Annotated in this window: 22 protein-coding genes and 1 pseudogene; 18 read left to right on the top strand and 5 right to left on the bottom strand. The window is 60.9% G+C overall.

Features of this window, described 5'->3' with window-relative positions; all coding sequences use genetic code 11:
* Positions 1-39: 39 nt before the first annotated feature.
* The 17 genes and pseudogenes from ACA044_RS03225 (at position 40) to ACA044_RS03145 (ending at position 17,364) form a co-directional block, all read left to right on the top strand.
* Entirely contained in the window at positions 40-1,419 is a 1,380-nt protein-coding gene (locus ACA044_RS03225; RefSeq protein WP_497445129.1) for a PepSY-associated TM helix domain-containing protein, read from the top strand.
* A 190-nt stretch (positions 1,420-1,609) separates the two neighbouring features.
* Positions 1,610-2,398, top strand: coding sequence for an ABC transporter ATP-binding protein (locus tag ACA044_RS03220; protein ID WP_497445128.1), 789 nt, complete (start codon positions 1,610-1,612; stop codon positions 2,396-2,398).
* The gene (locus tag ACA044_RS03215; protein WP_497445127.1) at positions 2,395-3,354 is read left to right on the top strand and encodes an ABC transporter substrate-binding protein; all 960 of its coding nucleotides are present in this window, start codon (positions 2,395-2,397) and stop codon (positions 3,352-3,354) included. The genes ACA044_RS03220 and ACA044_RS03215 overlap by 4 nt, the downstream gene beginning before the upstream one ends.
* Entirely contained in the window at positions 3,351-4,361 is a 1,011-nt protein-coding gene (locus ACA044_RS03210) for a FecCD family ABC transporter permease (RefSeq protein ID WP_497445126.1), read from the top strand. The genes ACA044_RS03215 and ACA044_RS03210 overlap by 4 nt, the downstream gene beginning before the upstream one ends.
* A 539-nt stretch (positions 4,362-4,900) precedes the next feature.
* A pseudogene (locus tag ACA044_RS03205) lies at positions 4,901-5,149 on the top strand (DUF6124 family protein); the annotation flags it as partial.
* 513 nt (positions 5,150-5,662) lie between these two features.
* Positions 5,663-6,928 (top strand): urea ABC transporter substrate-binding protein, encoded by a 1,266-nt coding sequence (gene urtA, locus ACA044_RS03200; RefSeq protein ID WP_497445125.1) that lies wholly within the window; start codon positions 5,663-5,665, stop codon positions 6,926-6,928.
* Between the two features lie 246 nt (positions 6,929-7,174).
* On the top strand, positions 7,175-8,677 hold the full coding sequence (urtB, locus tag ACA044_RS03195; protein ID WP_497445124.1) for an urea ABC transporter permease subunit UrtB: 1,503 nt from the start codon (positions 7,175-7,177) through the stop codon (positions 8,675-8,677).
* Positions 8,677-9,756, top strand: a complete 1,080-nt coding sequence (gene urtC / locus ACA044_RS03190; RefSeq protein ID WP_497445123.1) for an urea ABC transporter permease subunit UrtC — start codon at positions 8,677-8,679, stop codon at positions 9,754-9,756. The genes urtB and urtC overlap by 1 nt, the downstream gene beginning before the upstream one ends.
* Entirely contained in the window at positions 9,753-10,622 is an 870-nt protein-coding gene (gene urtD / locus ACA044_RS03185) for an urea ABC transporter ATP-binding protein UrtD (RefSeq protein ID WP_497445122.1), read from the top strand. Before urtC ends, urtD begins: the two co-directional genes overlap by 4 nt.
* Positions 10,623-10,764: 142 nt before the next feature.
* Positions 10,765-11,463, top strand: coding sequence for an urea ABC transporter ATP-binding subunit UrtE (gene urtE / locus ACA044_RS03180; protein ID WP_007907370.1), 699 nt, complete (start codon positions 10,765-10,767; stop codon positions 11,461-11,463).
* 30 nt (positions 11,464-11,493) lie between these two features.
* Positions 11,494-12,333, top strand: a complete 840-nt coding sequence (locus ACA044_RS03175) for an urease accessory protein UreD (RefSeq protein ID WP_497445121.1) — start codon at positions 11,494-11,496, stop codon at positions 12,331-12,333.
* A gap of 158 nt (positions 12,334-12,491) precedes the next feature.
* Positions 12,492-12,794 carry an urease subunit gamma gene (gene ureA, locus ACA044_RS03170; RefSeq protein WP_007937143.1) on the top strand — a complete coding sequence of 101 codons (303 nt, stop codon included), beginning with the start codon at positions 12,492-12,494 and terminating at the stop codon, positions 12,792-12,794.
* Between the two features lie 9 nt (positions 12,795-12,803).
* On the top strand, positions 12,804-13,337 hold the full coding sequence (locus ACA044_RS03165; RefSeq protein ID WP_497445120.1) for a GNAT family N-acetyltransferase: 534 nt from the start codon (positions 12,804-12,806) through the stop codon (positions 13,335-13,337).
* Positions 13,338-13,343: 6 nt separating this feature from the next.
* A complete protein-coding gene (locus tag ACA044_RS03160; protein WP_497445119.1) occupies positions 13,344-13,877 on the top strand; it encodes a GNAT family N-acetyltransferase in 534 nt (177 codons plus the stop codon).
* Positions 13,877-14,182, top strand: coding sequence for an urease subunit beta (locus ACA044_RS03155; RefSeq protein ID WP_497445118.1), 306 nt, complete (start codon positions 13,877-13,879; stop codon positions 14,180-14,182). The genes ACA044_RS03160 and ACA044_RS03155 overlap by 1 nt, the downstream gene beginning before the upstream one ends.
* 140 nt (positions 14,183-14,322) lie before the next feature.
* Entirely contained in the window at positions 14,323-16,023 is a 1,701-nt protein-coding gene (ureC, locus tag ACA044_RS03150) for an urease subunit alpha (protein WP_497445117.1), read from the top strand.
* Positions 16,024-16,236: 213 nt separating this feature from the next.
* Positions 16,237-17,364: a sensor histidine kinase gene (locus ACA044_RS03145; protein WP_497445116.1), complete on the top strand. Its 1,128-nt coding sequence runs from the start codon at positions 16,237-16,239 to the stop codon at positions 17,362-17,364.
* Positions 17,365-17,519: 155 nt separating this feature from the next.
* On the opposite strand, the gene ACA044_RS03140 is transcribed toward ACA044_RS03145, so the two are convergent.
* Positions 17,520-17,825, bottom strand: coding sequence for a chaperone modulator CbpM (locus ACA044_RS03140; protein ID WP_497445115.1), 306 nt, complete (start codon positions 17,823-17,825; stop codon positions 17,520-17,522).
* A gap of 24 nt (positions 17,826-17,849) precedes the next feature.
* The gene (locus ACA044_RS03135) at positions 17,850-18,797 is read right to left on the bottom strand and encodes a DnaJ C-terminal domain-containing protein (protein WP_497445114.1); all 948 of its coding nucleotides are present in this window, start codon (positions 18,795-18,797) and stop codon (positions 17,850-17,852) included.
* 296 nt (positions 18,798-19,093) lie between these two features.
* Here ACA044_RS03135 and ACA044_RS03130 point away from each other — a divergent pair, with 296 nt between their 5' ends.
* A complete protein-coding gene (locus ACA044_RS03130) occupies positions 19,094-20,368 on the top strand; it encodes an Hsp70 family protein (RefSeq protein ID WP_497445113.1) in 1,275 nt (424 codons plus the stop codon).
* Positions 20,369-20,499: 131 nt separating this feature from the next.
* Here ACA044_RS03130 and ACA044_RS03125 read toward each other — a convergent pair whose 3' ends face one another.
* The 3 genes from ACA044_RS03125 to ACA044_RS03115 form a co-directional block, all read right to left on the bottom strand.
* Entirely contained in the window at positions 20,500-21,513 is a 1,014-nt protein-coding gene (locus ACA044_RS03125; RefSeq protein ID WP_497445112.1) for an AI-2E family transporter, read from the bottom strand.
* A 233-nt stretch (positions 21,514-21,746) separates the two neighbouring features.
* Positions 21,747-22,052, bottom strand: coding sequence for a PsiF family protein (locus tag ACA044_RS03120; protein ID WP_038978747.1), 306 nt, complete (start codon positions 22,050-22,052; stop codon positions 21,747-21,749).
* A 72-nt stretch (positions 22,053-22,124) separates the two neighbouring features.
* Positions 22,125-22,913, bottom strand: coding sequence for an AraC family transcriptional regulator (locus ACA044_RS03115; protein ID WP_497445111.1), 789 nt, complete (start codon positions 22,911-22,913; stop codon positions 22,125-22,127).
* Positions 22,914-22,970: the final 57 nt, after the last annotated feature.

The following is a 22,970-nucleotide window of genomic DNA, read 5'->3' as shown; positions in this document are numbered from 1 at the left end:
CAAACAACTAAAAGATCCAAGCCTAGCGGAGCGTTCCTGATGAAACAGCCCAAACCGAATTTCTACAACCTGGCCTGGCGCTGGCATTTCTATGCCGGCCTGTTCGTCGCGCCATTCATGGTGATGCTGGCCCTGACCGGCATCATCTACCTGTTCAAGCCGCAACTCGATCCGTTGATGTATGGCAGCCTGCTGAACGTCCCGGCCGCTCACCACAGCGTTCCGGCCGATGACCTGCTCAAGCGGGTGAAAGAGGCGTATCCACAAGGTCAGATCAAACAGTACCTGCCGCCGGTCAACGCCGAACGCAGTGCGCAATTTGTCGTCATCAATGAAGGTCATGAACTGAACGTGTTCATCGATCCGTACCACGGCGACATCCTTGGCGAGCAGGATGCCAAGAAGAACCTGCAAGCGGTGGCGCGAGCGATTCACGGCGAGTTGATGATCGGCACCGTCGGTGATCGACTGATCGAGCTGGCCGCCGGTTGGGGCGTCGTGCTGGTGGTCTCCGGGGTATTTTTGTGGTGGCCGCGCGGACAGTCCGCCGGGATTCTCTGGCCACGCTTGAACAGTCGTGGTCGAGTGCTCTGGCGTGACCTGCACGCGGTAACCGGGTTCTGGGGCGCCGCATGGCTACTGGTGATGCTACTCAGCGGCATGACCTGGACCGGGTTCTGGGGCAAGCAATACGCCGACCTCTGGAACCGCTTCCCGGTAGCCATGTGGAATGACGTGCCGAAGTCCGACGTCGAGGCCCGCAGCCTCAACAGCGCCACGCGCCAGACCGTGCCATGGGCCATGGAAAACACGCCGATGCCGATGTCCGGCGACCACGCCGAACACATGGCCCACGCCAGCACGCAAGCCGGCCCGGCGGCACCGACCATCAGCCTGCAAGACGTGCAAAACATCGCCGTGCAGCGCAAGGTCGAGCCCGGCTACAGCATCACCTTCCCCACCACAGCCACCGGCGTGTTCACCATCGCGGTGTTCGCCGACGACCCGCGTAACGACGCCACCCTGCATGTCGACCAGTACACCGGCGACGTCCTCGCCGACGTGCGCTGGCAGCATTACAGCAACGTCGCCCGGGCCACGGAAGTCGGCGTGATGCTGCACGAAGGCAAGATGTTCGGCCTGCTCAATCAGATCATCGTGCTGCTGATCTGCCTGATGATTTTGCTCAGCGCCGTCAGCGGTGTGGTGATCTGGTGGAAGCGCCGGCCACAGGGCAAGTTCGGTGTACCGCCGTTGCGTCACGATCTGCCGAAATGGAAAACCGCGATGGTCATCATGTTCGGGCTGGCGGTGCTATTTCCGTTGGTGGGGGTTTCGCTGGTGGTCGTGTGGGTATTGGATTGGGTGCTACTGTCGCGCTTGGGCCGGCAAACTGAATCCACTTCAGCTTCATCATGAAGCAGACGAGATGCGCGTTTTAGAGGGATCTATAGACTTCTGGCGCTTATCTCTGAAGCATAGGGCCTCTTCGCGGGCAAGCCTCGCTCCTACAGGTCATGCGGCGTTTCGCGGCACACTCCAAACCTGTAGGAGCGAGGCTTGCCCGCGAAGGCGTCATCAGCCGCACTGAAAACCTCAAGAGAAATGCATGACCTCGCTGAACCTCACGAACCTCGCCTGGACACCCCTGGGCCACGGCCACTGCCATCACCAGTTCCAGCTGCGTGACGCATCCTTGCATGTGGCCTTTGGCGAGTTCGTCGGGTTGATCGGCCCCAACGGCAGCGGCAAGACCAGCCTGCTGCGGTGCGCCTATCGCTTCAGCAAACCGGAACACGGAGAGGTAAAGCTCGACCATCACAATGTGTGGAAGCAGTCCTCACGCTGGTGCGCGCAACGCATTGCGGTGGTGTTGCAGGAATTCCCCGACGCCTTCGGCCTGACTGTCGAAGAGGTGGTTGCCATGGGCCGCACGCCACACAAAGGCCTGTTTGATGGCGACACTATCGAGGACCGAAACCTCGCGACCCACGCCCTGGAATCGGTCGGCCTCAAGGGCTTCGAAGACCACGCCTTCGCCACCCTGTCCGGCGGTGAAAAGCAGCGGGTGATCCTGGCCCGCGCCTTGGCCCAGCAACCGCAATTGCTGATTCTCGACGAACCAACCAATCACCTCGACCCGCGCTATCAGCTGGAGCTGTTGCAGCTGGTCAAACGCCTGAAAATCGGCACACTGGCGAGCATCCACGACCTCAATCTGGCAGCGGCCTTCTGCGATCGGTTGTACGTGATCCATCACGGTCGCATCGTTGCCAGCGGCACTCCCAAAGAAGTCCTGACCGCGCACCTTCTGCACAACGTGTTCGGCGTCGACGCCCTGATCGATGACCACCCCTTGCACGGCTACCCACGAATCACCTGGATAACCCAACCATGACGTTGCTTTCCCTGCTGCGCTCCAGCTTCACCATTGCTTTACTGCTGGGCAGCGCCCAGGTGGTTGCCGACGCCACGCATTACCCGCTGACGATTCAGAGCTGCAACCGCGAAGTCACCTTCAAGGCAGCGCCGAAACACGCGGTCAGCCACGACATCAACATGACCCAGATGATGCTCGCCCTCGGCCTCAAGCCCAGGATGGCCGGTTACAGCGGCGTGACCGGCTGGAAATCGGTGACGCCCGAGATGCAGACCATCCTCGACGGTTTGCCGGAGCTGGCGGCCAAGTACCCGTCGGTGGAAACCCTGCTCAACGCCAACGTCGATTTCTTCTTCGCCGGTTGGGATTACGGCATGCGCGTGGGTGGTGATCTCACGCCGCAAACCCTGCAACCGCTGGGCATCAACGTCTACGAACTCACCGAGTCCTGCGCCTTTGTCATGAAGCGCCCGCCCGCCAGCCTGGAAGACACCTACAACGACCTGCGCAACCTCGGGAAAATCTTCGACGTGCAGGACCGCGCCAACGCCGTGATCGCCCAGATGCAGGCGCAAGTCGCCAAGGTTCGCAAGGATCTGCCGGCGGACAAGCCTCGCGTGTTTCTCTACGACAGCGGTGAGGACCGGGCCATGACTTCCGGGCGACTCGGCATGCCTCAGGCGCTGATCGACGCTGCCGGCGGGCGCAATATTCTCGACGACGTCGAGGCGAGCTGGACGCGGGTGAATTGGGAGAACGTGGTCGAGCGCAATCCGCAGGTGATCGTGATCGTCGACTATGGCGAAGTCACCGCTGAGCAGAAGGAGCAATTCCTGCTGAACAACCAGGCCCTGCAATCGGTGGACGCGATCAAGAATCAGCGCTTCATCGTCATTCCGTACGTGCAGGCCACGCCCGGGATCGATAACGTGCTGGCGGTCGAAACCCTGGCCAAGGGTTTCCACGGCGAATGATCGACCGTCGCTATGCCTTGTTGCTGATCGCCCTCGGCGCGCTGTTGCTGGCGTCGTGTGTGGTGTCGCTGGGCTTTGGCCCGGCGCGGGTGCCGGTGGAGGTGGTGTGGCGAATATTGCTGCACAAGATTTTTGGTTTCGGTGTTCCGCACTGGTCTGCCGGCCAGGAACACATCGTCTGGCTGATCCGTGTACCGCGTATGTTGCTCGGCGCGTTGGTGGGCGCCGGCCTGGCACTGATTGGCGCGGTGCTGCAAGCGGTGACGCGCAATCCGCTGGCGGATCCACACTTGTTGGGCGTGACCTCCGGCGCGACCCTCGGCGCAGTGATTGTGGTGCTGCATGTCGGTGAGATCGTCGGCCTGCTGACCTTGCCCATCGCGGCGTTTATCGGCGCGCTGCTGAGCATGTTGATCGTGCTGATGATCGCCAACCGCAACGGTCGGCTGGACAGTGATCGACTGCTGCTGTGCGGCGTGGCGGTGTCGTTCGTGATGATGGCGATCGCCAATTTGCTGTTGTTTCTCGGTGATCACCGCGCCAGTTCGGCGGTGATGTTCTGGATGCTCGGCGGCCTCGGGTTGGCACGCTGGGAATTGCTCGCGGTGCCAGCCGCCAGTGTGTTGTTCGGGTTGGTGTTGTTGTTGGGCATGGCCCGTCCGTTGAATGCGTTAATGGCCGGTGAACAGACGGCCGTGACCCTCGGCCTCAATGCTCGTACCGTTCGGTTGCGGGTGTTTTTGATTGCCTCGTTGATGACCGGGGTGTTGGTGTCCATCAGCGGCTCGATTGGTTTTGTCGGGTTGATGGTGCCCCACATTGCGCGGCGGTTGGTCGGGGCTGAACACCGGCGCTTGCTGCCGGTGTGCGTGTTGTTGGGCAGCCTGTTCCTCGTCTGGGTCGACGTGGCCGCACGCACCCTGATTGCCCCGGAAGACTTGCCCATCGGCGTCGCCACCGCCGCCATCGGCGGGTTGTTCTTCATCGGCCTGATGCGCCGTCGCTGACACACCACCGAACCTGTGGGAGCGAGCCTGCTCGCGATGGCGGCGGCACATCCAACATCACCGCGCCTGACAAACCGCTATCGCGAGCAGGCTCGCTCCCACAGGGATTTGCGACCCCGCATACCCGGATGATCGTTCCCACGCTCCCGCGTGGGAATGCCGCCAGGGACGCTCCGCGTTCCGCTTTTGAATGTTTAACGGATGTGTCAAAACATGGAACTTTCCCACGCCTTTTTCAGGTTGTTCGTCGGACGCGAGCCCTCTAGTCTTGGGCTGTCGCTGAAAACTCAGCGATCGGGTGTGAGAACCCGGTAAACCCTGTTAATCCAACACCAGTACCACCATAATTGCCGCCAGCTTATCCGCTGCCTGCGATGTTCTATGGCGGCTGTGTGCGGGCGGACTTCGGTCCGGCCGGGTTTGGGGCTCTGACCGGTTTCTCACTCCGCACATAGCTGCCACCCCTTCGTCGCGTGAGAAACGACAAGTGGGGGGCTCCAATTGATCAAAGGCCCTCTATGAATAAGAAATCCGTACCCGATCCCCCGGATCAATACACCGAAAAACCCCGTCGCCCCAGCACCCTGTTCATGGTCGCCCCGGATGCCGACACCGAAAGCCTGCTGGCCTATGCCTACGAATCGTTGGCCTCAGCGAGTGTCCTGACCAGCGATTTCGCCAACAATCTGATCGGCCCGCAGCGCCACACGGCATTGGCGATTCAACAGGTCATCATGCTGGCAGATTTGGCGGTGAACCGGGCGCTGGATAACGTCGACCCGGCGTAGACCGCGTTATCGTTCATCGCGAGCAGGCTCGCTCCCACAGGATTTGTGTCGTACACAGATTTTGTATATGCCCGCTCCCCTTGTGGGAGCGAGCCTGCTCGCGATGGCGGCGGCACATCCAACATCACTGTGACTGACACACCGCTTTCGCGGGCAAGCCCGCTCCCACAGGATTTGTGTCGTACACAGATTTTGTATATGCCCGCTCCCCTTGTGGGAGCGGGCTTGCCCGCGATGACGGCAGCACATCCAATATCCCTGTGACTGACACACCGTCTTCGCGAGCAAGCTTCGCTCCTACAGTGCGAGACAATATCCGCGCCCCAATGTGGCGCACCTCTTCGCACCAGTGCGCCAAACGCGGTCTTTCATGGTGCGCCGCCAAACCCGCGCAACCGCTCTAATACGACATTTGCTTGCCCTTCCCCGACCGGGCACAGCCCTTGCTAAAGACCCTTCAGCCGTCCGCATCTGCCAACCATAAAAAACTTTAACGTTCATGGAGATCGCACAATGAAGCGTCGCAGTTTGATCAAGGCTTTCACACTATCGGCAAGCATCGCCGCGATGGGCATGGCCTGGACTGTCCAGGCCGCCGAGACCATCAAGGTCGGTATTCTGCATTCGTTGTCCGGCACCATGGCGATCTCCGAAACCTCGCTCAAAGACATGGCGCTGATGACCATCGACGAAATCAACGCCAAGGGCGGCGTGAACGGCAAGATGCTGGAACCGGTGGTGGTCGACCCGGCGTCGAACTGGCCACTGTTCGCGGAAAAGGGCCGGCAGTTGCTGACTCAGGACAAGGTTGCCGTGGTGTTCGGTTGCTGGACGTCGGTGTCGCGTAAATCGGTGTTGCCGGTGTTCGAAGAGCTCAACGGTCTGCTGTTCTACCCGGTGCAGTACGAAGGCGAAGAGATGTCACCGAACGTGTTCTACACCGGCGCTGCGCCCAACCAGCAGGCAATTCCGGCGGTGGAATACCTGATGAGCGAAGAAGGTGGCAGCGCCAAGCGCTACTTCCTGCTCGGCACCGACTACGTTTACCCACGCACCACCAACAAGATTCTGCGCTCGTTCCTGCACTCCAAAGGTGTGGCGGATAAAGACATCGAAGAGATCTACACCCCGTTTGGCCACAGCGACTATCAAACCATCGTGGCCAACATCAAAAAATTCTCCGCCGGTGGCAAGACTGCGGTCATCTCCACCGTCAACGGCGACTCCAACGTGCCGTTCTATAAAGAGCTGGCCAACCAGGGCCTGAAAGCCACCGACGTGCCGGTCGTGGCGTTCTCCGTGGGCGAAGAAGAGCTGCGCGGCATCGACACCAAACCGCTGGTGGGCAACCTCGCGGCGTGGAACTACTTCGAGTCCGTCGAGAACCCGCAGAACAAGAAATTCGTGGCCGACTGGAAAGCCTACGCCAAGAAACACAACCTGCCGGGCGCCGACAAAGCGGTGACCAACGACCCGATGGAAGCCACCTATGTCGGTATCCATATGTGGGCGCAAGCGGCGGAGAAAGCCAAGTCCACCGACGTCAACAAAGTCCGCGAAGCCCTGGCCGGCCAGACCTTCGCCGCGCCGTCCGGCTACACCCTGACCATGGACAAGACCAACCACCACCTGCACAAGCCGGTGATGATCGGCGAGATCCAGGCCGACGGTCAGTTCAACGTGGTATGGCAAACCGAAGGGCCGATCCGCGCCCAGCCGTGGAGCCCGTTCATCCCGGGCAACGACAAGAAGCCGGAGTATGCGGTGAAGAGCAACTGAGTCACTGGGGCTTGAGCATGGAGCTCGAGCCCGACACAACTCCTGTGGGAGCGAGATTTTGTGGCGAGGGGGCTTGCCCCCGTTGGGTTGCGAAGCGGCCCCAAGACCTGCAACTGCGGTGTATCAGGTACACCGCGCGCATCGGTTTTACGACTGCTTCGCAGCCGAACGGGGCGATGCGGCGTTCCGACAAGCCCCCTCGCCACATGGTCTGCTCCCACATTAAGTCCGCGCAAGGACACTGACATGCCCACTGTTTTTTACCGCTTGATCCTCGCCATCGCCTTGCTATTGCCGATGGCCACCCACGCCGGCGACGCCGAAGACTTCGTCGCAGCAAATCCCGTGCAACAAGCAAAACTTCTGCAAGACTGGGCCGCGCAGCCCGATCCGGCTCGTATCGAACTGATCAACGCCCTGCAACAAGGCGAATTGACCATCGATGGCGAGCCCAAAACCCTGCGCTTGAATAACCGCCTGCGGGGTCTGATCGACACCGCGCTCGCCAGCCACCAATTGCTCGCCGCCGACGCCAAAACCCGTCTGGCCGCCGCGCAGCAATTGCAGAAAAGCGCCAAGCCCGCGCAGTTGAAATTCCTCGACCAGCAACTGGCTGGCGAAAAAGACGAAACCGTTCACGCCGCCCTGAGCCTGGCGCTGGCCAATCTGCAACTGGTGGACACCGACCCGGCCGTGCGCCTCGCCGCCGTGCGCTTGCTCGGCGAAACCGGCGACCCGCTGGCCCGCACTCGCCTCGAAGGTTTGCTCGAACCCGGCATCGAAGCCGACGCCAGCGTGCGCACCGCCGCCGAAACCAGCCTGGCCCAAGTCAAACGCAAACTGCTGATCGGCGAGGTGCTCGGCCAGGCCTTCAGCGGCATGTCTTTGGGTTCGATCCTGCTGCTGGCGGCCCTCGGTTTGGCAATCACCTTCGGCCTGCTCGGCGTGATCAACATGGCCCATGGCGAGATGCTGATGCTCGGCGCTTACTCGACTTACGTGGTGCAGCTGATGTTCCAGCGCTTCGCGCCACAAGCCATCGAGTTCTATCCACTGATTGCCCTGCCGGTAGCGTTTTTCGTCACCGCCGCCATCGGCATGGCGCTGGAACGCACGGTGATTCGTCATCTCTACGGTCGTCCGCTGGAAACCCTGCTCGCCACCTGGGGCATCAGCCTGATGCTGATCCAGTTGGTGCGCCTGATGTTCGGTGCGCAGAACGTCGAAGTGGCCAACCCGGCGTGGTTGTCGGGCGGGATTCAGGTGCTGCCGAATCTGGTGTTGCCTTACAACCGCATCGTGATCATCGCGTTTGCCTTGTTTGTGGTGGTGCTGACCTGGCTGCTGCTGAACAAGACCCGCTTGGGTCTGAACGTGCGTGCCGTTACTCAAAACCGCAACATGGCCGCCTGCTGCGGCGTACCCACCGGGCGCGTCGACATGCTCGCCTTCGGCCTCGGCTCCGGCATTGCTGGCCTCGGTGGCGTGGCGCTGAGCCAGATCGGCAACGTCGGCCCGGACCTCGGCCAGAGCTACATCATCGACTCGTTCCTGGTGGTGGTGCTCGGCGGTGTCGGTCAATTGGCTGGCAGTGTGCTGGCCGCGTTCGGCTTAGGCATCGCCAACAAAATTCTCGAACCGCAGATCGGTGCGGTGCTGGGCAAGATCCTGATCCTCGCGCTGATCATTCTGTTCATCCAGAAACGTCCGCAAGGCCTCTTCGCACTGAAAGGACGGGTGATCGACTGATGAACCAGCCCCTGATGCTCACGGCCAGCCAAAAGGCCGGCCCCAAGGTCACCATCGCTGTCGGCGCGGTGATTCTCGTGCTGTTGCTGGCGTTGCCGTTGCTGTCGCTGTTGTCGCCGGACAGCACGTTCCACGTCTCGGCTTACACGCTGACGCTAGTGGGCAAGATTCTTTGCTACGCCATCGTCGCCCTGGCCCTGGATCTGGTCTGGGGTTACGCCGGCCTGTTGTCGCTGGGCCACGGTCTGTTCTTCGCCCTCGGCGGTTACGCCATGGGCATGTACCTGATGCGCCAGGCCTCGGGCGATGGCTTGCCGGCGTTCATGACTTTTCTGTCGTGGACCGAACTGCCGTGGTACTGGACCGGTACCAGCAGCTTCCTCTGGGCCATGTGCCTAGTGGTATTGGCGCCGGGATTGCTGGCGCTGGTGTTCGGTTTCTTCGCTTTCCGCTCGCGGATCAAGGGCGTGTATTTCTCGATCATGACCCAGGCCCTGACCTTCGCTGGAATGCTGCTGTTTTTCCGCAACGAAACCGGGTTTGGCGGCAACAACGGCTTCACCAACTTCCGCACCATTCTCGGTTTCGGCATCACCGAACCGGGGACGCGTGCGGTGCTGTTCTTCGCCACCGTGGCGTTGCTGGTGGCGAGCCTGTTCATCGGTTGGCGGTTGGCGCAGAGCAAGTTCGGCCGGGTGCTGACCGCTCTGCGGGATGCGGAAAACCGCTTGATGTTCTGCGGCTACGACCCGCGCGGTTTCAAGTTGTTTGTCTGGGTGTTGAGCGCGGTGTTGTGTGGCTTGGCGGGTGCGTTGTATGTGCCGCAAGTCGGGATCATCAACCCGAGTGAAATGTCGCCGACCAACTCTATCGAAGCCGCCGTTTGGGTCGCGCTGGGTGGACGCGGCACGCTGATCGGTCCGCTGCTCGGCGCCGGTGTGGTCAACGGCATGAAGAGCTGGTTCACCGTGGCGTTTCCGGAATACTGGCTGTTCTTCCTCGGCGCGCTGTTCATCGTCGTGACTTTGTACCTGCCAAAGGGCGTGATCGGGTTGCTGAAGAAAAGGGGTGAGCAATGAGAGTGACTGCAACGGCTGAATTCATGCTCGAACCGGCCTTTTTCCCCGTGGAACCCAACAAGGACGCCGGCAGCAGCCGCGACGCCATTGGCCTGGGCCAACGCGTCGGCCCAGGCCTGAACACTCGTCACGGCACTATCCTGACGCTCGAAGACATCAGCGTCAGCTTCGACGGATTCAAGGCGCTGAACGATCTGAACCTGTACATCGGCGTCGGCGAATTGCGTTGCATCATCGGTCCCAATGGCGCAGGCAAGACCACGCTGATGGACGTGATTACCGGCAAGACTCGCCCAAGCCACGGCAAGGCCTGGTTCGGTGAAACCCTCGATCTGACGCAGATGAGTGAAGTACAGATCGCCCAGGCCGGTATCGGCCGCAAATTCCAGAAGCCGACGGTGTTCGAAGCCTTGAGCGTGTTCGAAAACCTGGAGCTGGCGCAGAAGACCGACAAGTCGGTATGGGCCAGCCTGCGGGCTCGTCTCAGTGGCGAACAGAAAGATCGCATCGCTGAAGTTCTGGAAACCATTCGCCTGAGCGCCTCGGTCAATCGCCCGGCGGGTTTGTTGTCCCACGGTCAGAAGCAGTTTCTGGAAATCGGCATGCTGCTGATGCAAGACCCGCAACTGCTGCTGCTCGACGAACCCGTAGCGGGTATGACCGATGCCGAAACCGAATTCACCGCCGAGCTGTTCAAGCGTTTGGCTGGCAAGCATTCGCTGATGGTGGTGGAACACGACATGGGCTTCGTCGGCTCGATCGCCGACCACGTCACCGTGTTGCATCAGGGCAGCGTGTTGGCCGAAGGGTCGCTGGAACAGGTGCAGGACAATGAGCGGGTGATCGAGGTTTACCTCGGCCGATGATTCTCGCGCTTCTGTAGGAGCGAGGCTTGCCCGCGAAAGGGACGCCTCGGTTCACCTGCGAGACCGCGTCATCGTTCTTCGCGGGCAAGCCTCGCTCCTACAAGGGCAAAGGCGGCCGTGTCACACAGAAGGAATTTTGAACATGCTGCAAGTCGACAAGCTGCACCAGTACTACGGCGGTAGTCACATTCTGCGGGGCCTGACGTTTGAGGTGAAGGTCGGCGAAGTCACCTGCCTGCTCGGGCGCAACGGCGTGGGCAAGACCACCCTGCTCAAATGCCTGATGGGTTTGCTGCCGGCCAAAGAAGGCGCAGTGAACTGGGAAGGCAAACCGATCACCACGTTCAAGCCACACCAACGGGTGCATGCCGGTATCGCTTACGTGCCTCAGGGCCGGGAAATTTTTGGCCGACTGACAGTGGAAGAAAACCTGCTGATGGGCCTGTCGCGGTTTCCCGGCTCTGAAGCGAAGGAAGTCCCGGCGTTCATTTACGAGCTGTTCCCGGTGCTGCTGCAAATGAAACAGCGGCGCGGCGGTGACTTGTCCGGTGGTCAGCAACAGCAACTGGCGATCGGCAGAGCACTGGCCAGTCGTCCACGGCTGCTGATTCTCGACGAGCCCACCGAAGGCATTCAGCCGTCGGTGATCAAGGAAATCGGCGCGGTGATCAAGCAGCTGGCAGCGCGTGGCGACATGGCGATATTGCTGGTGGAGCAGTTCTACGATTTCGCCGCCGAGCTGGCCGATCAGTACCTGGTAATGTCCCGGGGCGAGATCGTGCAACAGGGTCGCGGCGAAAATATGGAAGCCGAGGGTGTCCGTGGACTGGTTACGATCTAACCTGCAGCCTTCTGACGATAAATAGAAATCATGAATTTACCTGCCCCCATCACGCTGTTCACCCCCAGTTGGCATGCCGAGCTGGAACTCGGCTACGCCCGTTTCGGCGACAGCACGCGCCCGGTGCAGCGCCGCCACAAAGGCCCGCTGCGGGTGCAGAAGCATCTGTATGCCGAAGGCCCCGAGGTGTGTCAGCACATCATCGTCCACCCGCCGGGCGGGATTGCCGGGGGTGATCGGCTGGACATCTCGGCCAGTGTCGGCCCTGATGCCTGGGCGCAAATCACCAGCCCCGGCGCCGCCAAGTGGTATCGCGCGGCCGGGCCGGCTTATCAGAAACTCGACCTGCGCGTGGCCGCCGGTGCTACGTTGGAGTGGCTGCCGCAAGAGACGATTATCTTCAGCGACGCTCAGGCGGAACTCAGCACCAGTATTGACCTTGAGGGCGATGCCCGGCTGTTCTACTGGGACGTGGTGGCGCTGGGTCGCCCTGCAAGTGGCGAGCGCTTCGACCTCGGGCATTTTCAGGCGCACCTGGATATCCGCCGCGACGGCCAGTTGCTCTGGCACGAACGCCAGCGCATTGTCGGGAATGATGGTTTGCTGGATTCGCCGATAGGGCTGGATGGCCAACCGGTGTTTGCGACGTTGCTGGTGACGGGTGACATTGATAGCGAATTGCTGGAGAAGTGCCGCTCGCTGCCCAATGATGTGCGCGGAGATCTGACGCAGCTGCCAGGGCTTTTGGTCGCCCGATGCCTGGCCAGTGAGGCGCTGTTGGCACGTGGTTGGCTGATTGATTTGTGGCGGTTGCTGCGTCCGGCGTTGCTGGGGCGAGAAGCCGTCCCACCCAGAATATGGGCCACCTGAATGATGCTTTTATGTGGGAGCGAGCCTGCTCGCGATGGCGATCGCACAGTCAACATCTTCGCTGGATGTGATGACCTCATCGCGAGCAGGCTCGCTCCCACAGGTAACTCGTTCACAAATCCGAATACCTTTTTATCTGCCCAGATGGATTCCAAACAATGGACCTGACCCCACGCGAAAAAGACAAGCTGCTGATCTTCACCGCCGGCCTCGTGGCCGAGCGGCGTTTGGCTCGCGGCGTGAAACTCAATTACCCGGAGGCCATGGCCTACATTTCCGCGGCGCTGCTCGAAGGCGCGCGTGACGGCCAGACCGTGGCCGAGCTGATGCATTACGGCACCACCCTGCTCAGCCGCGAACAAGTGATGGAAGGCATCCCGGAAATGATCCCGGAGATCCAGGTCGAAGCGACGTTTCCCGACGGCACCAAACTGGTCACCGTTCACCAACCGATCGCCTGAGGCCGCGCCATGACTTTCCACATCCGCGATGCGCTGCACGCCGACCTGCCGGCGATCCGCGACATCTACAACGACGCCGTGCTCAATACCACGGCGATCTGGAACGAACAGGCCGTGGACCTGGACAACCGCCAGGCCTGGTTCAGCGCCCGGCAAACCCAGGGCTATCCGGTGCTGGTGATCGTCGACGGCGATAACAGCGTACTCGGCTACGCTTCATTCGGTGACTGGCGGCCGTTCGACGGCTTCCGCCACACGGTCGAGCATTCGGTGTACGTGCGCAACGACCAGCGGGGCAATGGCCTCGGGCCGCAACTGATGGAAGCGCTGATCGAGCGCGCCAAAGGCTGCAACAAACACGTGATGGTCGCCGCCATCGAAAGTGGTAACGGCGCCTCGATCCGGTTGCACGATCGGGCCGGTTTTGTCGTCACCGGCCAAATGCCGCAGGTGGGTACCAAGTTCGGCCGCTGGCTGGACCTGACCTTCATGCAACTGATTCTCGACCCGGGCGTCATGCCGCCCGGGGCCCACAAGGAGTGATACCCCATGAACGCCGCCCAACTGCGCCGCGTCAATGTTGAAAGCTTTGCGCACTATCGTCAGGGTTTGATTGATCTGCTGCTCGACGCCGTCGGCTATGGCGCCAGCGTCGGGTTCATGGCAGATCTGGATGCCACCCAGGCCCGAGCCCATTTCGATGAAGTCCAGGAGAACCTGAACAAAGGCAACGTGCTGCTGTGGGTGGTGGTCAAGGACGAACAGGTGCAGGCCAGTGTGCAACTGACGTTGTGCCAGAAAGCCAATGGGCTGAACCGCGCCGAAGTGCAGAAAATGCTGGTGCGTGAGCACGCCCGTCGTCGCGGCCTGGGCCAACAGTTGATGCATGCCCTGGAGCTCGCGGCCCGCCAGCACAAGCGCGGCATGCTCTACCTCGACACCGAGGCCGGTTCCCCCGCCGAAGACTTCTACAAGGCCCTGGGTTACACCCGCGCCGGCGAAATCCCCGACTACGCCTGCGACCCGAGCGGCCGTTACAAACCGACCGCCCTTTACTACAAGATTCTCCAAGGAGCCCATTGATGATTCCCGGTGAATATCAGATCCAGCCCGGCGACATCGAACTCAACGTCGGCCGCCGTACCCTCAGCCTGAACGTGGCTAACAGCGGTGACCGGCCGATCCAGGTCGGCTCGCACTATCACTTCTTCGAAACCAACGACGCCCTGACCTTCGACCGCGCCGCCAGCCGTGGCATGCGCCTGAACATCCCCGCCGGCACCGCCGTGCGCTTCGAACCGGGGCAGAGCCGCGAGGTCGAGCTGGTGGACCTGGCCGGGCATCGCCGGGTGTTCGGGTTTGCCGGGAGGATCATGGGTGATCTGTAACTAATGCGGTGTCTGCACTGGCCCCATCGCGAGCAGGCTCGCTCCCACATTGGAATGCGATCAACTGTGGGAGCGAGCCTGCTCGCGAAAAGCGAGCTATGCGAGCGGTCTCAAATCCAATTGAATCTCAAGGCGAACGAATGAAGATCTCCCGTCAAGCCTACGCCGACATGTTCGGCCCCACCGTCGGTGACAAGGTCCGTCTGGCCGACACCGAGCTGTGGATCGAAGTGGAACAGGACTTCACCACCTACGGCGAAGAAGTGAAATTCGGCGGCGGCAAAGTCATTCGCGATGGTCAGGGTCAAAGCCAGTTACTGGCCGCGGAAGTGGTCGACACCCTGATCACCAACGCCCTGATCATCGACCACTGGGGCATCGTCAAGGCGGACGTCGGCCTCAAGGACGGGCGCATCGCCGCCATCGGCAAAGCCGGTAACCCGGACATCCAGCCCAACGTCACCATTGCGGTCGGCGCCAGCACCGAAGTGATCGCCGGTGAAGGCATGATCCTCACCGCGGGCGGCATCGACACTCACATCCACTTCATCTGCCCGCAGCAGATCGAAGAAGCGCTGATGAGCGGCGTCACCACCATGATCGGCGGCGGCACCGGGCCGGCCACCGGCACCAACGCCACCACTTGCACCTCCGGGCCCTGGCATCTGGCGCGCATGCTCCAGGCCGCCGATGCGTTCCCGATGAACATCGGCCTCACCGGCAAGGGTAACGCCAGCCTGCCGGAGCCGTTGATCGAACAGGTCAAGGCCGGCGCCATCGGCCTCAAGCTGCACGAAGACTGGGGCACCACCCCGGCGAGCATCGACAACTGCCTGACCGTGGCCGACCAGTTCGACGTGCAAGTGGCGATTCACACCGACACCCTCAACGAGTCCGGCTTCGTCGAAACCACCCTCGCCGCCTTCAAAGGTCGCACCATTCACACCTACCACACCGAAGGTGCCGGTGGCGGCCATGCCCCGGACATCATCAAGGCCTGCGGTTTTGCCAACGTACTGCCGAGTTCCACCAACCCGACCCGGCCGTTCACCCGCAACACCATCGACGAACACCTCGACATGCTGATGGTCTGCCACCACCTGGACCCGAGCATTGCCGAAGACGTGGCCTTCGCCGAAAGCCGCATCCGCCGCGAAACCATCGCCGCCGAAGACATCCTTCACGACCTCGGCGCGTTCTCGATGATCAGCTCCGACAGCCAGGCCATGGGCCGGGTCGGTGAAGTCATCACGCGCACCTGGCAGACCGCCGACAAGATGAAAAAACAGCGCGGCCCGCTGCCTCAGGATGGTGAAGGCAACGACAACTTCCGCGCCAAACGCTACATCGCCAAGTACACCATCAACCCGGCGATCACCCACGGCATCAGCCATGAAGTGGGCTCGGTGGAGGTGGGCAAATGGGCCGACCTGGTGCTCTGGCGTCCAGCGTTCTTTGGGGTAAAACCGACGCTGATCCTCAAGGGCGGTGCCATTGCAGCCAGTCTGATGGGCGACGCCAACGCTTCGATCCCGACGCCGCAACCGGTGCATTACCGCCCGATGTTCGCCAGTTACGGCGGCTCACTGCACGCCACCAGCCTGACGTTTATCAGCCAGGCGGCACAGGCAGCCGGTTTGCCCGAAGCCCTGGGCCTGAAGAAGAAAATCGCCGTGGTCAAAGGCTGTCGCGACGTGCAGAAAACCGACCTGATCCACAACGATTACCTGCCGAACATCGATGTCGATCCGCAGACGTATCAGGTCAAGGCCGACGGTGTGTTGCTCTGGTGTGAGCCGGCGGATGTATTGCCAATGGCGCAGCGTTACTTCCTGTTCTAGATTCTCTGAAACCCTGTGGCGAAGGGCTGCCCAAGCCAAGCCTGATGCCAGTCAGTTAAGCGAAGTCCATGTGGGAGCGGCTTGACTGACTGGCATTAAGGCAAGCCCCCTCACCACAAATGCATACAGCCCCGCGCGTCTGCCCGAGTATTTGCTATCGTCCATATGGGGCTAAGATGCGCCCCCTGCCCTTTGCGCTTAAGGTAATCGCCCATGCGCCTCAGTGATTTCATCGTTCAGAACGTAGACCGTATCGTCGATGAATGGGAGCAATTCGCCAAAACCATTACCCCAGCCGCCGAGAACATGGACAGCATGGCCCTGCGCGATCACTCAAAAGCGATCCTGCTGGCCGCCGCACGGGACATGAGCACCCCCCAGTCCGCCAGCGAACAACTGGCAAAAGCCAGGGGCAAAGGTCTGGAGAAGAACCCGAGCCTGGACGAAGCCGGTGCCAGCCATGGCGAGCTGCGGCATACCGTGGGTTTCGACCTGGTGCAGATGACCAGCGAATTTCGCCATTTGCGCGCTTGTGTGATCCGTTTGTGGGTCGACAGTCTGGAATCCCCCGACATCGCCTACTTCCAGGACATGATCCGCTTCAACGAAGCCATCGACGAAGCCCTGGCCGAATCTACCGCGGCCTATGCCGAGCAGGTCAATCACTCCCGGGACATCTTTCTGGCGATCCTGGGCCATGACCTGCGCGCACCGCTGCAAGCGGTGAGCATGTCCACCGAAATGCTGATGCGCAAAACCACCCTTGAGGGCGACGCATTGACCTGTGCGCTCCACATCAAGCGTGGTACTCGCCACATGGCGGTGATGGTCAGCGATTTGCTGGAGCTGGTCCGCAGTCGCCTGGGCAAGAGCCTGCCGATCGAACCCGCGCCCATGGATCTGGCCGATGCGGCGCGTGAAGCGATTACCCACGCCTGCGCCGCTCATCCGCAATGCGATCCGACACTGAGCGTCGAAGGCGATACCCAAGGTGTGTGGGATAGCCGAAGGCTCGATCAGATGCTGCAAAATCTGATTGGCAATGCTTTGCAGCACGGTTCAGACAACAGCTCGGTCAAACTGACTCTCAGGGGCGAAGCGGACAGCGTTCGGCTCACGGTGCACAACGACGGTGCGCCGATTCCACCCGAAGCGATCGCCACGATTTTCGATCCGCTGGTACGCAGTGCCGACGAAGCGCTCGGCGGGCCGACCACCAGCCTCGGTCTGGGGCTGTTCATCGTCAAGGAAGTGGTCAAGGCCCATCAGGGGACGATTGAAGTCAGTTCCAATGAGACCGATGGCACGCTGTTTACCGTGGTGTTGCCCAGGAAGGTGTGAGGCCCTGTGGCGAGGGGGCTTGCCCCCGTTCGACCGCGAAGCGGTCGCAATTCCTGAGAATGAGATGGGCTTGATGAAATGCGGGGGCATTAGTTTTTGGGGCTGCTTCGCAACCCAACGGGGGCAAGCCCCCTCGCCACAGGTAGTGTTTACAGCTACTCGACCACCAACCGCCCCAACCGCTGCTTGAGCATGCGGTTCTCGGCCCGCAGTTGCCGGACCTCTTCAAGCAGGTCCAGCGCCAGGGCGACGCCTTCCCATTCCAGCTCCAGGTCCCGCCGCAGCTTGGCGGCGCGCTTGGCCAGCGCCAGTTCATAGTCGGTGAAGCGCCAATCCTCGGGCAGTGCTCCCTGTGGTTCGAGGATGCCGTGTTCGACGATCTCGAACACGTGCACGTCCGACAACTCGGTCGCCTCACAGAATTCTGCCAGGTCCAGTAGAACGATCACGGGGTCGCTCATGATTGGCTACTCCTTATCTCAAAATCAAAAGTTCTCTCGCGGATCGAAAGCGGCTTTCTTCGCCAGTTCCGCCCACAATTCTTTGACGTCATGGTCGAGTTTTTTCGGCATCACTGCCTTGAGCTGCACGAACAGGTAGCCACGATGGCCGGCCTTGTGCAGCAGACCGTGGCCCTTGGCGCGCATACGTTGGCCATTCTGGCTGCCGGCCGGAACCTTGAGGTTGATCTTGCCGGTCAGGGTCGGCACCGCGACTTCAGTTCCCAGGGCCAGCTCCCACGGCGCCAGCGGCAAGGTGATGATCAGGTTCTCGCCTTCGACGTCGAATTTGGGGTGCGGCGCAAAACGAATGGTCAGGTACAGGTCGCCATTGGCCCCGCCACCGATGCCTGGCGCGCCCTGGCCCTTGAGGCGGATACGCTCGCCGTCGGTCACGCCGGCGGGGATCTTCACGTTCAGGCTTTTGCTGGTGTTGCTGACATGCTGGCCGGCAGCGTTGTACTGCGGCACCTGGAAACTGACCTTCTTCGATTCGGTCGAGAGGGTTTCTTCCAGAAAAACCGGTAATTCCATTTCCACGTCTTGCCCTCGACGCCCGGCGCTATGGCCCGACCGCCCACCACCACCGAAACCCGGACCACGGTTGCCGAAAATCGAACTGAAAAAGTCCGAGAAATCGCCCGTGTCCTGACCACCGCCACCGAAACCACCGCGGCTCTGCCAACCCGGCGGGCCCTGAAAGGGCTGGCCGTGGTGGCCGTATTTGCGCAAGTCGTCGTATTCGGCGCGCTTATCGGCGCTTTTCAGCGCTTCATAGGCTTCCGAAGCATCCTTGAATTTGGCCTCGGCGTCCTTTTCCTTGCTGACGTCGGGGTGGTATTTGCGCGCCAGCTTTCGATAGGCGGCCTTGATCGCCTTATCGTCCGCGGTCGGCTCCACACCGAGAATCTTGTAATAGTCTTTGAAGTCCATCGAGGGAATCACCATCCATTATCGAAATCGCGCAGCTCGGCACAGCATGCTCTTGTTTGCAGCGTCTGGATTGACCAATCTCAATTTTGAGACCGGGCAGCGCATCAGAAGTTTATCGGCAGCGGGCGCGGTTCTTGCAGTCGCCCTGAGGGCTGCCAAGCCTATGCAGGGGAGTTTGGGGGTGATGGGCCATCTTTCAAGCGCTGATCGCTGCGATTTAACAGATAGTCGGCCTTCGAATCTTCGCCGCACTGACATACACTGCGCGGCCGTTTTTTAACCGGAACTCGAAAGACATGAAAAACGCATCTCCAGCCCGTGCCTGTGGTATCGACTTCGGCACGTCCAACTCCACCGTCGGCTGGCTGCGCCCCGGCATGGAAACGCTGATCGCGCTGGAGGACGACAAGATCACCCTGCCCTCGGTGGTCTTTTTCAATATGGAAGAACGCCGCCCGGTGTACGGCCGGCTGGCGCTGCACGAGTACCTGGAAGGTTATGAAGGCCGGCTCATGCGCTCGCTCAAGAGCCTGCTGGGTTCCAAACTGATCAAGCACGACACCAGCGTCCTGGGCACGGCGATGCCGTTCAAGGACCTGCTCGGGCTGTTCATCGGCCAGTTGAAGAAGCGCGCCGAAGCTGCCGCCGGTCGGGAGTTCGAGGAAGTGGTGCTGGGCCGCCCGGTGTTTTTCGTCGATGACGACGAACTGGCCGACCAGGAAGCGGAAAACACCCTGGTGGATGTGGCCCGCGCCATCGGCTTCAAGGAGGTCTCGTTCCAGTACGAGCCGATTGCGGCGGCGTTCGACTATGAGTCGACCATCGAAAAGGAAGAGCTGGTACTGATCGTCGACATCGGCGGTGGTACGTCTGACTTCTCGCTGGTGCGCCTGTCCCCTGAGCGTCGTAACCACGACAACCGTCACGACGACATTCTCGCCACCGGCGGCGTGCACATCGGCGGGACCGATTTCGACAAGCAGCTGAGCCTGCAAGGCCTGATGCCGCTGTTCGGCTATGGCAGCCGGATGAAGAGCGGCGCTTATATGCCAACCAGCCACCACATGAACCTGGCGACCTGGCACACCATCAACTCTGTGTACTCGCAGAAGTCGACCCTGGCGCTGGGCAGCATGCGCTACGACATCGAAGACACCGGCGGCATCGATCGCCTGTTCAAGCTGATCGACCAACGCGCCGGGCACTGGCTGGCCATGGAAGTGGAAGAAACCAAGATCCAGCTGACCCACGCCGACAGCCGCCATGTGCCGCTGGACCGTATCGAGCCGGGTTTGAGCGTGGAGTTGAGCCGGGCACTGTTCGAATCGGCCATCGACAACCTGCTGGAGCGCGTGCGCAACAGCGTCACCCAATTGTTGAACGACGCCAATGTGCGGGTCGATCAGGTGGACACAGTGTTCTTCACCGGCGGTTCGAGCGGGATTCCGGCGTTGCGCAACAGCGTCTCGGCGATGTTGCCGAATGCGCAGCATGTGGAAGGGAACATCTTCGGCAGCATCGGTAGTGGGTTGGCGATCGAGGCGATGAAGCGCTACGGCACGTTGGCCTGACCGAAACCCTGTGGCGAGGGAGCTTGCTCCCGTTGGACTGCGTAGCAGTCCCCTCTTTTTGGGGATAAAGGGGGGCCGCTTCGCGGCCCAGAGGGAGCAAGCTCCCTCGCCACAATTAGATCAACACCGAATCAAACCATCCCCACCTGCTTCAACTCACTCTTCAGATACGCGTAGTAAATCGGTCCCGCCACCACCCCCGGCAGGCCGAACGCGGCTTCGAACACCAGCATTGCCAGCAGCAACTCCCACGACTTGGCACTGATCTGCCCGCCGACGATGCGCGCGTTGAGGAAGTATTCAAGCTTGTGGATAACAATCAGGTAACCCAACGCCGCCACCGCCACCCAGATCGACAGCGACAGGCCGACAATGGTGATCAAGGTGTTCGACATCAGGTTGCCGATCACCGGCAACAAGCCGAGCAGGAAGGTCAGCACGATCAGGGTTTTGGTCAGCGGCAGCTTGATCCCGAACATCGGCAGGACCACCGCGAGGAAAATCCCGGTGAAGAACGTGTTGAGCAGGGAAATCTTGATCTGGGCGAACACGATGTTGCGAAACGCCTGAACCAACAGGTGCAAACGGTCGAACAGCGCCGCAGCCAAGGGCTTGCGTTTGGTCACATCTGGTACACGCTGCAAGGCGATGATTGCCCCCAGCACCATGCCGATCAGCAGCGTCACGAACATGTGCGCCGCGTCCTTGCCCACCAGTTGCAAGTCGCTGAGGTGCTTGCTCACCCACTCGCCGATGGCCACCCGAAACTCGGCGGCACTGGCCGGCAAATAAGCGTCGATGAACGGCGGCAACTGCCCGCGCGCACGGTCGACCACACCCATGAATTTGTCGAGGGAAGCACCGGGGTTTTCCGCCTCGTGCAGCAGAAAACTGATCGCACCGGCAAAGATCAGCGTCAGCACACTGACCACCAATGTCCCCAGCAACGCCACCGACAGCCAGCGCGCACGCCGCCCCTCGATCAGCCGCTGCAATTGCGGTGTGAGCATGTTGACCAGCTCGAACACCAACAATCCGGCCAACAGGCTGGGTAGCAATCGCAGGGGGATCACCAGCAGTAAACCGCCAAAAATGATGAGCCAACTGATAAGCAACAAGACGTGACGCTGAGAAAACGCTGACATACAGCCTCAAAACGAACGACGTAAAAGGATTGGCAGTCTGCCAGCGTTCCGGGGCGAGCACTAGGGATTGTGTCGGTCGACTTTGCCGGCCCCTTCGCGAGCAAGCCCGCTCCCACATTTATTCTCTGGCGCACACAGATAGTGTGTTCACAGTAGATCCAGTGTGGGAGCGGGCTTGCTCGCGAAGGGGGCCAGCACAACCGCCACAAAGCGTCCCGATCTGACCTCTCTGCTTATTTTTTCTTCAGGCAATCGCTCATGAAGGTTTTGCGCGCATCACCCGTGAGCGCCTGGGTGGCGGCGGTGGCGTTGCAGGTTTTCATCTTTTCTTGTTGAGGTGTCATGGGCTTGGCGGCATCGGCGGCCGGCGCGGCTTTGAGGCAGGTGCTCATGAAGGCTTTACGCTCGTCACCCTTGAGGCTTTTTGCGGTAGCGTCGGCATTGCAGGTGGTCATTTTGTTCTGTTGGGCAGTGGCGGCGAAACCCTGGGAGCAGAGCAGCAAACCGACCATCAACAACGGGGCACGCAACATCTTCATGGAATCTTCTCCTTGTTACCGCACCGATGGATGTGGCCTTGTTTCGGAGTGTAGACAAAGCCTGTTACACCTTCACCTGCTATCGAGGTGGCTGCGTCGATATTGCTCAGGCGTGCACCCGGCCTGACGCTGAAACATCGCAATGAATGCCGAGCCGGTGCTGTAGCCCATGTCGAAGGCGATTTCCTGAATGCTGCGCTGGCTATCGAGCGCTTCGATCGCCGCCAGAAACCGCAACCGTTGCCGCCACTCCCCGAAACTCATGCCCAGCTCGCGGACAAACTGCCGGGCCAACGTGCGTTCGCTGACATGAATTTGCGCGGCCCAGTGCGCCAACGGCCGGTTATCCCCAGGCTCGGTCTGCAAGGCTTCAAGGATTGCGAGCAGCCCGGGGCTGCTGGCGTAGGGCAGGTAACACTCATGCACCGGCGCCTGTTGCAGTTGATCCACCAGCACTTGAGCCAGACGCTTGTCTGCATCGTGCTCGGGAATTTTCACATCGCGGGCGGCGAAGTCCTTGAGGATCGCCTTGAGGATGTCGCTGATCGCCAGGGTGCAGGCCTGCTGCGGCAGATCGCGACACAACGTCGGCGCGAGGCAGACCGCGCGATAGTTGATCGGCTGATTGCTATAGAAACTGTGCTCGGTCCCGGGCGGCACCCACACCGCGTATTGCGGCGGCGACATGAAGCGGCGGCTGCCGATTTCCATGTGCAAGACCCCATTGGCCGAATACTCGAGGGTGCCCCAAGGGTGATGGTGGGTCGAGGCGTATTCGTGGGCGTTGAAGTCGGCATAACGAAAATAGACCGGGGCCGGCAGTTCGCTGAAATCCAGCAGGTCGATGTGTTTACTGTTCATGCTGTCCGGCATCAGAGGCAGATTGTCTGGATCAAAGTATAAGCTTTGATCCAGACA

It is taken from the genome of Pseudomonas sp. LBUM1673, from assembly GCF_059695645.1.
This window is presented reverse-complemented; position numbering and strand designations above follow the sequence as displayed.